At 64.0% G+C, this 12,293-nt stretch carries 9 protein-coding genes; 4 read left to right on the plus strand and 5 right to left on the minus strand.

Annotated features, from left to right (window positions below; genetic code table 11):
- Entirely contained in the window at positions 1 to 663 is a 663-nt protein-coding gene (locus M9955_21820; protein ID MCO5084282.1) for a DsbA family oxidoreductase, read from the plus strand.
- 12 nt (positions 664 to 675) lie between these two features.
- Here the strand turns inward: M9955_21820 and mfd are convergent, their stop codons facing one another.
- The 3 genes from mfd to M9955_21835 all read right to left on the minus strand — a co-directional run bounded on the left by mfd (position 676) and on the right by M9955_21835 (position 5,095).
- Positions 676 to 4,173, minus strand: coding sequence for a transcription-repair coupling factor (gene mfd / locus M9955_21825; protein ID MCO5084283.1), 3,498 nt, complete (start codon positions 4,171 to 4,173; stop codon positions 676 to 678).
- A 14-nt stretch (positions 4,174 to 4,187) separates the two neighbouring features.
- Positions 4,188 to 4,475, minus strand: a complete 288-nt coding sequence (locus M9955_21830; protein MCO5084284.1) for a succinate dehydrogenase assembly factor 2 — start codon at positions 4,473 to 4,475, stop codon at positions 4,188 to 4,190.
- Between the two features lie 167 nt (positions 4,476 to 4,642).
- A complete protein-coding gene (locus M9955_21835; protein ID MCO5084285.1) occupies positions 4,643 to 5,095 on the minus strand; it encodes a hypothetical protein in 453 nt (150 codons plus the stop codon).
- Positions 5,096 to 5,256: 161 nt separating this feature from the next.
- Here M9955_21835 and M9955_21840 point away from each other — a divergent pair, with 161 nt between their 5' ends.
- The 3 genes from M9955_21840 to M9955_21850 all read left to right on the plus strand — a co-directional run bounded on the left by M9955_21840 (position 5,257) and on the right by M9955_21850 (position 9,631).
- Positions 5,257 to 6,021: an SDR family oxidoreductase gene (locus tag M9955_21840; protein ID MCO5084286.1), complete on the plus strand. Its 765-nt coding sequence runs from the start codon at positions 5,257 to 5,259 to the stop codon at positions 6,019 to 6,021.
- Between the two features lie 47 nt (positions 6,022 to 6,068).
- Positions 6,069 to 8,393, plus strand: a complete 2,325-nt coding sequence (locus M9955_21845) for an NADP-dependent malic enzyme (protein MCO5084287.1) — start codon at positions 6,069 to 6,071, stop codon at positions 8,391 to 8,393.
- 83 nt (positions 8,394 to 8,476) lie between these two features.
- Entirely contained in the window at positions 8,477 to 9,631 is a 1,155-nt protein-coding gene (locus tag M9955_21850; GenBank protein MCO5084288.1) for a DUF2865 domain-containing protein, read from the plus strand.
- Here M9955_21850 and gltX read toward each other — a convergent pair.
- Positions 9,549 to 10,922, minus strand: coding sequence for a glutamate--tRNA ligase (gene gltX, locus M9955_21855; protein MCO5084289.1), 1,374 nt, complete (start codon positions 10,920 to 10,922; stop codon positions 9,549 to 9,551). The genes M9955_21850 and gltX overlap by 83 nt on opposite strands.
- A 68-nt stretch (positions 10,923 to 10,990) precedes the next feature.
- The gene (locus M9955_21860) at positions 10,991 to 12,208 is read right to left on the minus strand and encodes an MFS transporter (protein ID MCO5084290.1); all 1,218 of its coding nucleotides are present in this window, start codon (positions 12,206 to 12,208) and stop codon (positions 10,991 to 10,993) included.
- Positions 12,209 to 12,293 lie beyond the last annotated feature (85 nt).

The raw sequence follows: 12,293 nt of genomic DNA on the forward strand, positions 1-12,293 counted from the left end.
ATGGCCGACAAGCAGACCGTCACCGTCGATGTCGTCTCGGATGTCGTCTGCCCGTGGTGCTATATCGGCCAGAAGCGGCTGGAGCGCGCCATCACCGCCGTTCCGGAGCTCGACGTCGAGGTGCGCTGGCGTCCCTACCAGCTCGATCCGACGATTCCGGCAGAGGGCAAGGATCGACGGCAATACATGATCGACAAGTTCGGCAGCGAGGAGCGCATCGCCGAGATCCACGAGCGGATCGAGAGTCTTGGCAAGGACGAGGGCATTGATTTCGCCTTCGACAGGATAAAGATCGCTCCGAATACGCTGGATGCCCATCGCGTCATCCGCTGGGCCGGAGCGGCAGGCAACGGCATCCAGAACGAACTCGTAAGGCGACTGTTCAGCCTGAATTTCGAGCAGGGCAGGAACATCGGCGATCCAGCGGTCCTGATCGACGCGGCGCGTGATTCCGGCATGGACGAGGCGGTGGTGATGACCCTGCTGCCGACCGAGGCGGACCGCGCCGAGGTTCAGAACGAGATCGCCACCGCCTCGCGCATGGGCATTACGGGCGTGCCGTGCTTTCTTCTCGAAAGCAAATACGCCGTCATGGGCGCGCAGGACACCGCGACGCTGGCGGATGCGTTGAGGCAGGTCGCGGCAGAGAAGGCCGGCGCGTAGACGCCGCACCCGCTAAGCCGCAGCCTTCTCCACCAACCGCGCCAACTGCGTCATCACCACCGCGGAGCCTGCCAGCCGCTTGTCAGGCGTCGGCCAGTCGCGCGCAAACACCACGCTCTGGTCGGGTCTGATCTTCGCCAGCGAGCCTTGCTCCCCGATGTAGCGGACCAGCCCTGCTGGATTGGCGAATTCGCGTTTGCGGAAATGGATGACGACGCCTTTCGGTCCGGCATCCAGCTTCTCGACATTCGCGCGGCGGCACAGACCCTTGATGAACATGATCTTGAGCAGGTGTGCGACTTCGTCCGGCAGCGGGCCGAAGCGGTCGATAAGCTCCGCGCCGAAGGCATCGATCTCCTCCGGCTTCTCCAGCTCGCCGAGCCGGCGGTAGAGGCCGAGGCGCAGTTGCAGATCCGGCACGTAACTTTCCGGGATCATGACGGACGTGCCGACCGAGATTTGCGGCGACCAGTCGCCGTCCGAAACCTCGCCGCTGCCCTTGATCTCGGCGACGGCCTCCTCGAGCATCTGCTGGTAGAGTTCGAAGCCGACTTCCTTGATGTGGCCCGACTGTTCCTCACCGAGCAGATTGCCGGCGCCGCGTATGTCGAGATCGTGGCTGGCAAGCTGGAAGCCCGCGCCGAGCGTATCCAGCGACTGCAGCACCTTCAGCCGCCGGTCGGCAGTGTCGGTCAGCTTCTTGTTGGCCGGCAGCGTGAACAGCGCATAGGCGCGCACCTTCGACCGCCCCACCCTGCCCCGCAACTGATAGAGCTGGGCAAGGCCGAACATGTCGGCGCGGTGGACGATCAGGGTATTGGCGGTCGGGATGTCGAGGCCGGATTCCACGATCGTCGTGGACAGGAGAACGTCATACTGCCCGTCGTAGAATGCGTTCATGATGTCGTCGAGCTCGCCCGGCGCCATCTGGCCGTGCGCGGTGCCGACCTTCAGCTCCGGCACCTGCTCGGCCAGAAATTCCTTGATTTCGCCGAGGTCTGAGATGCGCGGCACGACATAAAAGCTCTGGCCGCCGCGATAGCGCTCGCGCAAAAGGGTTTCGCGGATGACCAGCGGGTCGAAAGGCGAGATAAAGGTGCGCACGGCCATGCGGTCGACCGGCGGCGTGGCGATCAGCGAGAGCTCGCGCACGCCCGTCAGCGCCAGTTGCAGCGTGCGCGGGATGGGCGTGGCCGAAAGCGTCAGCACATGCACGTCGGTCTTCAGCTCCTTCAGCCGCTCCTTGTGCTTCACGCCGAAATGCTGCTCCTCATCGACGATCAGCAGGCCGAGATTCTTGAAGGTGATCGAACTGCCCAGCAGTGCGTGGGTGCCGACGACGATATCGACGGTGCCATCGGCCAGTCCCTTCTTCGTGTCCGCCAGCTCCTTGGCCGCAACCAGCCGCGACGCCTGCCGCACCGTTACCGGAAGCCCCTGAAAACGCTGTGAAAATGTCTTGAAGTGCTGGCGGGCCAGAAGCGTCGTCGGCACGACGACCGCGACCTGCACGCCCTCCATCGCCGCCACAAACGCCGCGCGCAGGGCCACCTCGGTCTTGCCGAAGCCGACGTCGCCGCAGATCAGTCGATCCATCGGCTTGCCGAGCGAAAGATCGTCCAGCACCGCGTCGATGGCGCTATGCTGGTCGTCCGTCTCCTCATAGGGGAAGCGGGCGGAGAATTCGCCGTAGAGGCCGTCCGGCGCGTGGAATTCCGGCGCGGCACGCATCTGGCGTTCGGCCGCAAGCTTGATGAGCTGCCCGGCCATCTCCAGCAGGCGGCGTTTCAGCTTCGCCTTGCGCGACTGCCACGCGCCACCGCCGAGCTTGTCGAGCACGGCTTCGGCCGAATCCGAGCCGTAGCGCGATAAAAGCTCGATATTCTCGACCGGCAGGAACAGTCGTCCATCGGCCGCATAGTGGATTTCGAGGCAGTCGTGCGGCGCGCCAGCGGCTTCGATGGTCTTCAGTCCGACGAAACGCCCGATGCCGTGATCCGAATGCACGACGATGTCGCCGGCCGAAAGCGACGCGACTTCCGCGATGAAATCGGCGGCGCGCTTGCGTTTCTTGCGACGCACCAGCCGGTCGCCCAGCACGTCCTGCTCGGCAACCACGACGAGGTCGGCGGTCTCGAAACCCGATTCGAGCGGAAGAACGGCCAGCGCCGCAGCTCCCGCCTTCAGCTTCGCGATTTCGGAGAACTTCGCCACCTTCTCCAGATTGCCGAGATGGTGCTCGGCCAGGATCTGGCCGAGACGGTCGAGCGAACCTTCGGTCCAGCCGGCGATGATCACCTTGCGTCCGGCCGCCCGTTCCTTGCCGATATGCGCCACGACCGCATCGAACACATTGGCATTCGGGTCGGCGCGCTCTTGCTCGAAGCTCCGGCCGGCCTTCGATCCGCCGTGCAGCAGCCTGCGGCCACCACCCCCGGGCGCGTCGAAGGGTGTCAGGTCGATGCCCATGTTGTCCGCAAGGGCTTTTGATACCTCCTCGGGAGAAAGATAGAGCCGCTCGGGCGCGACGGGTTTATAGGGCACCGCATCCTTGAGCGCGCTGTCCGCCTGTTTCCGCCGCGCCTCGTAGTGGTCGAGGATCAACGCATGCCGCTCCGACAATGCCTCGTGCGCCAGATGGTCGAAGACGACCGGCGCTCCCGGCAGATAGTCGAAAACGGTGCCCAGCCGTTCATAGAAGAGCGGCAGCCAATGCTCCATTCCGGCGAAGCGGCGGCCTTCCGATACGGCCGCATAGAGCGCGTCGTCGCGCGACGGGGCGCCGAACGTCTCGATATAGTTGCGACGAAACCGGCTGATCGCTTCCGGCGTCAGCGTCACCTCGCTCATGGCCTGAAGCTTCATGGCATCGCGCTGGCCGGTGGTGCGCTGGGTGGCGACGTCGAAGGCGCGGATGGATTCCAGCGTATCGCCGAAGAAATCCAGCCGAAGCGCTTCGGGGGTGCCGGGCGCATAGAGATCGAGGATGCCGCCGCGCACCGCAAATTCGCCGACGTCGCGCACCGTCGAAACCCGGTCGAAGCCTGCATTCTCCAGCCGCGCTGTAAGCGCGTTCATGTCGACCTGATTGCCCGGTCTGGCGCGAAAGGTCTGCGCGTCGATGACGTCGGCGGGCGGAATGCGCTGCAGAAGCGAATTCGCGGTCGTCAGCACGATGGCGCGGTGTGGCGTTCTCGCCAGGCCGATCATGGCCCCAAGCGCATCCAGCCGGCGCGCGGCTGCGTCGGCGCCCGGAGAAACGCGATCATAAGGAAGGCAGTCCCATGCCGGAAAGTCGAGCACGGGAAGCTCCGGCATGACGAAACCCAGCGCTTCTATCAATGCCGGCAGTTTCTGGCCGTCGCGGGCGACGAAGATGACCGGCCGGTCGTCGCCGGTCTCCCTGACGATCTCGGCGAGCGCGAACGCCTCGTAGCCGTCCACCACGCCATCAACGGTGAAGAGGCCGGTCCTACCCTTGGGCAAACCGATGGTCGGCAGGAGTTTCATCGTATTGGTCGCGTTCAGAATGTCATCGTCCTTCGGAACGCCAGAACGCGCTCCAGAAGCGGGCTGGCGTGCTGAGGCGGGACCGGCAGGTCGCCCATGATCCAGCCCAGAAGATCGGTGTCGGGAATATCCAGAAGCCGTTCATATTGTTTGATTTCAGCGTCGGTCAAGCCGTCGACGGCAGCATCGGCGAATGTACCGAGAACGAGGTCCAGTTCACGCAACCCGCGATGCCAGGAGCGGAACAGGAGTTTCCGCCGCCTGATATCCAAACCGATGCTGGAACGTGCCGTGCCTGTCATCCTGCCCTCTCTGCGGCCGCATATAGCGCGGCAGGCAGGACGTGTCAGCCGTGGCGACGATTATGAGGGAACGCCGAGACGATTACGCCGAAAACGGAGACAGGCGGAGCTGGCCCCCAACTCCGCCTGCAATATATTGAACGAAACCAATGAATTGCACGCCAATGTTAGCGATACATCGCCTCACTGACACGTTTCGGCGTGCTGCGGGATATGGTGGTGGACACCACCGCAGGCGGATCGCTGGCCGGAAAGCTGTCTTCCAGCCCGGTCTGCAACTGCTCTTCGAGCGTGATCCTGTTCTCGGACCGTCCCGGCGTACGGCGCATCGCCGCCGATTCGAGCGGCTGCTTGTTGTCCGGCAGGGAACGAACGTCCTTGATGGCCGCGAAAAGCTGCTCGACCGCAAATTCCTTCACGTCTTCGAGGTTCGACATTTCCGCTTCATGACATTCGATGCGGTCCACCATCGCCTTCTCGAAGGCTTGCAAGCCCGCATCGCCTTGAATCTGCGCGATTCTGTGCAGGGCTTCCCGGAGAATCATCGGTCCGAAAGCCGTGCAGGCATCCAGTTTCATCTGGGCAAGTTTCTCAGGCTGCATTCTACCGAGGTCAGACATTGTCGATCTCCGTGGAGCAAAGGGTGCGACGACAACTTCCGACAGGCGACATAGGTTCCCGCATAAATCCTTTCGCCATCGGGACAGCAGACGGTTGAAGCGGGGTGACGTTTCGCCGAAGCAGGTTATTGTTCGCATCCAAAATGATTTGAGAGGACGTCATGGATCTTGGAATACGCGGCCGGACAGCAATCGTCTGCGCCTCCAGCAAGGGCATCGGGCGCGGTTGCGCGCAGGCGCTGGCCGAAGCCGGTTGCGATCTCGTGCTCAACGGACGGCGCGCCGAAATACTCGCGGCCACCGCGAGCGACATTCGAAGCCGTTACGGCGTGAAGGTGGCCGAGGTCGCCGGCGATATCTCCGACCCGGTGGTCCAGCGCGACATGATCGCTGCTGCCGGAACCGTCGACATCCTGGTCAACAACAATGGCGGCCCGCCGCCGCGTCCCTTTGCCGAGCTCGATCGTGAAAAGATCCTTGCCGGGGTCACGCAGAACATGGTCACGGCGGTGGAACTCGTGCAGGCTGTCCTGCCGGGTATGACCGAGCGCCGTTTCGGCCGCATCGTCAACATCACCTCGCTTTCGGTCTATGTTCCGATACCCGGCCTCGATCTTTCGTCGGGGGCGCGGGCGGGTCTCACCTCCTTGCTCGCGGGCGTGGCGCGGACGGTGGCGGACAAGAACGTCACGATAAACAATCTGCTGCCGGGCAAGATCGACACGGACCGGTTGAAGACGACGAGCGGGGGCGACGAAAGCGACGATGAGCGGAAGGCGAGGCTGTCGGCGACCGTGCCGGCGAGACGTCTCGGCACCATCGAGGAATTCGGCCAGATTTGCGCCTTTTTCTGCTCGGTGCATGCAGGCTATCTGACGGGACAGAACATCCCGATCGACGGCGGGACCTATATCAGCGCGTTCTGATATAGGGGAACGGATCGGCAGATCGCATTTGGGGAGCGAACATCATCATGGATCAAGAGGCCAAGAAACCCGTGCGTTCGGATCTCGACGAGGCGGCGCTCTTCTTCCATCGCTATCCAACTCCGGGAAAGCTGGAAATCCAGGCGACGAAGCCGCTGGGCAACCAGCGCGATCTGGCGCTCGCCTATTCGCCCGGCGTCGCCGCGCCGTGTCTGGAAATCCACGCCGATCCGGTCACGGCTGCCGACTATACCGGCCGCGCCAATCTGGTGGGCGTCGTCTCCAACGGTTCGGCCGTGCTCGGCCTCGGCAATATCGGTCCCCTCGCCTCGAAACCCGTGATGGAGGGGAAGGCCGTTCTCTTCAAGAAGTTCGCCGGCATCGACGTGTTCGATATCGAGATCGACGCGCCGGAAATCGAAACGATGGTGTCGACGATCGCGGCGCTCGAACCGACCTTTGGCGGCATAAATCTCGAAGACATCAAGGCGCCGGAGTGCTTCGAGGTCGAGGAGCGGCTGAAGGCGCGGATGAAGATACCTGTCTTCCATGACGACCAGCACGGCACGGCCATCATCGTCGCCGCCGCGGTCCTCAACGGGCTGGAACTTGCCGGAAAGAAGATCGCGGAAGCCAAGATCGTCACCTCCGGCGCGGGCGCCGCGGCGCTCGCCTGCCTCAACCTGCTCGTACAGCTCGGCGCGCGGATGGAGAACATCTGGGTGACCGACCGCTTCGGCGTCGCCTACAAGGGGCGCGTCGAAGAGATGGACCGGTGGAAGGACCCCTACGTCAAGGACACCGACGCCCGCACGCTCGCCGATGTCATCGGCGGCGCCGATGTGTTTCTCGGCCTGTCCGCGGCCGGGGTGCTGAAACCGGAACTCCTGGCGAGCATGGCGCCTAAGCCGCTGATCCTCGCGCTCGCCAACCCCACGCCGGAGATCATGCCGGAGGCGGCGCGGGAGGCGCGGCCCGATGCGATGATCTGCACCGGCCGTTCCGATTTCCCCAATCAGGTCAACAACGTCCTCTGCTTTCCTTATATCTTTCGCGGGGCGCTCGACTGCGGCGCCAGCGCGATCAACGAACCCATGAAGATGGCGGCGGTGCGCGCCATCGCCGAACTGGCGCGCGAGGAACCCTCGGATGTCGCCGCGCGCGCCTATTCCGGCGAAACGCCGACCTTCGGTCCGGATTTCCTCATCCCCTCGCCTTTCGACCCGCGTCTTATCCTGCGGATCGCGCCGGCCGTTGCAAAAGCCGCCTGCGAGACGGGCGCGGCGATGCGGCCGATCGAAGACTGGACCGCTTACATCGACCGGCTGAACCGCTTCGTCTTCAAGTCCGGCCTCGTCATGAAACCGATCTTTTCGGCGGCGAAGACCGCGGCGGCCAAGCGCGTCATCTATGCCGACGGCGAGGACGAACGGGTACTGCGTGCAGCGCAGGTCTGCATCGAGGAAGGTATCGCCAAGCCGATACTGGTGGGTCGCCCCGCCGTCGTCGATGTCCGGCTGCGCCGCTACGGCCTGAAAATCCGGCCGGGCGACGATTTCGAGCTGATCAATCCCGAGGACGATCCGCGCTACCGCGACTATGTCGACCTGCTCATCCGCCTCTCCGGGCGACGCGGCGTGACGCAGGAGGCGGCGCGGACCATGGTGCGCACCGATTCGACCGTGATCGCGGCGATCGCCGTCAAGCGCGGCGACGCGGACGCGATGATCTGCGGCCTCGAAGGCCGCTTCGAGAAACATCTGCGCAATGTCAGCCTGATCATCGGGCCGCGACCCGACATCACCGACCGCGATCTGTCGACGCTGTCCATGCTGATCTCGCAGCGCGGCGTCACGTTCCTCACTGACACGCATGTGACGGTCGAGCCAACCGCCCATGAAATCGCGGAGATGACGGTGCTCGCGGCGGAGGAAATACGCCGCTTCGGCATCGAACCAAAGGCGGCGCTGCTGTCACACTCCAATTTCGGCTCGCGCGATACGGCGAGCACGAAGAAGATGCGGGAAGCCGTTGAAATCATTCATCGGATACGGCCAGATCTGGAATGCGACGGGGAAATGCACGCCGACGCCGCGCTTTCGGAGACGCTGCGCAACAGGGTCTTCCCGCACTCCAAGCTGAAGGGCGAGGCAAATCTGCTGGTGTTCCCGAACCTCGATGCGGCCAACATCACGCTGAACGCCGTCAAACAGATGATGGACGCGCTGCATGTCGGGCCGATCCTGCTCGGAACGGACAAGCCCGCCCATATTCTCGGCCCGTCCGTCACCTCGCGCGGCGTCGTCAACATGACCGCGCTCGCCGTCGTCGAGGCGAACCAGAAGCTGCAATACAATGTGAAGGCAGGTTGATCGGTGCGGTAAACGAACGGTTAACCGGCGGCCATATAGCGTTTGAAGCGCGCGGCCGCGCGAGTCGCGCAGGGCACAATCCGATGGATACCGGGAAGCAGACGCTATTCGCAGGCCTTTGTCTGCTGGCGACGGTTGTTGGAACCGTCACGGCGGCACATGCCGACGCGCGTACCTGCCGCCGGCTCGAGGCCAAACTTGCCTCTCTCCAGACGTCAGGCGATCCGGATATCCGCGACCGCTACGAGCGCGCTGTGGCCGAACAGCGCGACGAATTGATGGCCGCGCGGAAGCGCGCGCGGACACTGGATTGCGGCTTCGTCCTGGGATTCGGCAGCGCCGAGTGCCAGGCCCTGAATATGCGCATCGAACAGATGGAGGCCAATCTCGCCGATCTCCAGCGAAAGCGTGACCTGCTGGCGCGACGCGCGGGCGACGGATACGATCGCGAGCGCGCGATGGTCGAAGGGCAGATGGCGGCCGCCGGGTGTACGGGAGACCGGTATGCGGATCGCCTGCGGGAGCTTGGGCGCGGGCCGACCGCGATCGACGAGAACGAAGGCAACCTCTTCGACAGGCTCGGCAACAGCAGCATCGAATATGCCGTACGCGGCGACGACAACGTGATCAGCATCCCCTCGCAGCAGGACGACTATTCCATCAAGGCATACCGCACCATGTGCGTGCGGACTTGCGACGGCTATTACTTCCCGATGTCGCCGATGTCGTCGCGTGACGATTTCGGCCGCGACCAGCAGAATTGCGAGTCGATCTGCCCCGGCACGGAAATGCGCGTCTATTACCAGCCGTCAGGCCGGTCGGATGTCGGCACGATGATGTCGGCGGCTACCGAAGAGCCCTATCCCGACCTGTCCACGGCCTATCTCTACAGGCGGGCCGACGTGGAGCGGCCGCCTGCGTGCGGATGCGGCAGGATCGCGACGGCCCAGAACTATTCGATCATAGCCGGCGCCGGCTCGGCTGCGGCGGAAGAAGCCCCCGCTTCCCCGGTGATTCCGCATCCCTGGAGCCGCCCGGACGTCGCTGCCGATCCGGAGACGCTGTCCAACGCCGAAGGCGGTCTCGACATCCGCCAGATGCGCGAATTGACGAAGCCGAAGGCCGCGAAGCTGCCGCCGCCCGGCGAGCGCCGGATCAGGGTCGTCGGGCCAACGTTCCTTCCCGACCCAACAAAGGCAGAAGCTCCGCCAGTTCAGGACCCGACGAAAGTCCGGTAAGCGCGAGCCTCAGCGGCATGAACAGCGATTTGCCCTTGCGGCCGGTCTCCTTGCGGACATTGTCGGTCCAGATCTTCCATGTCGATCCGTTCCACGGCTCCTCCGGCAACAGCGCGAAGGCCTGGCGCAGGAACTCCCGGTCGGTTTCGCCGATCTCGTCGGTCGCCTCCGGCCCCTTGCGCACGATCGCCCACCAGCGGGCCGCATCGCGGATCGTATCGAGGTTCCCACGGACGGCATTCCAGAACGGCTCGGCGATCTCGCCGGAAATGGTCATGGCGCCGAGCCGTTCGCGCGCGTCCTCGAACGGCATCTTGTGCAGAAGCGTCCGGTTCAGCGTCATCAGCTCGGCCGGATCGAACTTCGCCGCCGACTTGGAAGTAGCCGATATGTCGAAATGGCCGGCGAGCTCGTAAAGGTCGCGGGCTGCGACGATGTTCTCCGACGTGCCGACCAGCACGGCGAGGGAAGCAACCGCCATCGCCTCGATACCCTGCTCCCGCAACCCTTCGATCGACAGCGAACCGGTGCGCTTGGACAGGCCTTCGCCACTGACGGTCGTCAGAAGATTGTGGTGCCCGAAGCTCGGCGGTTCGCTGCCCAGCGCCTTGAAAAGCGCGATCTGAACGCCGGTGTTGGTGACATGGTCGTCGCCACGGATGACATGCGTGATGCCGAGGTCGATATCGTCGACGACGGAGGGCAGCGTATAAAGGTACGTGCCGTCCTCTCGCACCAGCACCGGGTCCGACAGCGACGCCAGATCCACCGTTTCCTCGCCGCGAACGAGATCGGTCCAGGTGACCTCCGTGCGCTGTGTTTCCTGCGGTTCGGTGGCGAAGTTCGGCAGGAGGAAGCGCCAGTGCGGCCGCCGCCCGGCGCTCTCGAACCCGGCGATCTCCTCCCTGGTGAGCTTGAGCGCCTCGCGGCCGTAGACGGGGGGAAGCCGCCGCGTCAGCCGGATCTTGCGCTTGAGTTCCAGTTCCTCCTGCGTTTCGTAGCAGGGATACAGAAGCCCGGCGGCCTTCAGCTTCTCGACGGCGGCATCATAGAGCGGAAAACGACGGGACTGGTATTCGGTCGCATCCGGGAAGACGCCCAGCCAGTGCAGATCGTACAGGATGGCGTCGGCATATTCCTGCTTAGAACGCTCGACGTCGGTGTCGTCGAAGCGCTGCACGAAACGGCCATTGTGCTTTTGCGCGAAAAGCCAGTTGAACAGGGCCGTGCGCGCGTTCCCGATATGGATCTTTCCCGTCGGCGACGGGGCGAAACGGACGGTTATGTTCATGCGGGCGGGGGTTAAACGATGCGCCCGCGCTTGGCAAGTTGGCCAACCGGGCAGCGTTTCGGGCGGATTCAAGCCTGCAGGCGTCTCTTTCCGAGGAAACGTGAAACCGGCACCATTAGAAGCGACACGCCGACGCAATAGAGTCCCATCGCAAGGATCTGGCCGGGATAGCTCACGCCGAGATCGATCAGATAACCTGTGAGCCCTGGCCCGACGGCCGATGCGAGCACGCTTGCCGACACGACGAGGGCGCGGATCGAGCCGAGATTCTTCAGGCCGTAGATTTCCGGCCAGACGGCGCCGAACAGCGTGGTCGACAGGCCGTTGGACACGCCGAGCAGCGCCATGAAGGCAAAAGCGCTCCATTGCGCGTCGATCGATCCAAGCACGAGACAGGCGGCCCCGAGCGGCAGGAGCACGAAGGGCAGCAGCGAGACGCCCGAGAATCGGTCGATGAGTTGGCCCACAAGCAGCGTGAAGCAGCTGTTCACCGCTGCGCTGACGGCGAACGAGGCAGCAAACGCCTCCATCGACCAGCCGCGGCTCTCCACCAGATAGACCTGGTGGAAGAAGATCACCGTGACGATGAAGGACGGCGCCATGACCGCCAGCATCAGCAGATAGAAATAGGGATCGCGGATGACTTCGGAACGCTTCCAGTCCCGCGCATCGCTGACGCGTGGCGTCGGGTCCGACGCGCGCGGGGTGCGGTTGACGGCCGCGAGCGACGACACCAGAGGCAGGGCGAATAACAGCAGGCTTACCGCCGCCAGCAGCCAGCCGTTGCGCCAGCCGATCGCGCCGGCAACGCTGACGAACAATATAGGCATCAGCGCATCGCCTGCATTGTGGCCCAGAATGATGACCGACAGCGCTCTGCCCCGCTGCGCGGAAAACCATCGGGCAGTGCCCGTATAGGCGGTGTGAACCATCATCCCCTGCCCAAACAGCCTGAGCAGATAGATGACCGGCAACAGCAGCGCGACATGATGGGAGAAGCCCATGGCGATCGCGCCAATGGCGAGCATCGGTATGACGACCATGGCCACCCGGCGGACGCTGTAGCGGTCCACGACCTGCCCTGCCCTTGTGAGCGTCAGCGCGCTGGCGAGGGTGGCGATCATATAGATCGTGCCGAAACCGCCATGCGAAAGCTCGTATTCCCGACGGATATCGCCGGCCGACAGAGAAATGAACGTCGTCTGCCCGTAGATGGAGAAGAACGTCATCAGAAAGCCGGCCGCAAGCCAGCGCGCGTTCTCACGCAGAAAATGAAGGTAGGACATTCTTGGCGGACCCGGGCGCGCGAGCCTTGGGCGAATCGCGACACCGCGTCAAACGATAGACCGCCTCCGCACAGGCGTCGCGGGG

This window comes from Rhizobiaceae bacterium (assembly GCA_023953845.1).
Taxonomy (GTDB): domain Bacteria; phylum Pseudomonadota; class Alphaproteobacteria; order Rhizobiales; family Rhizobiaceae; genus Arvimicrobium.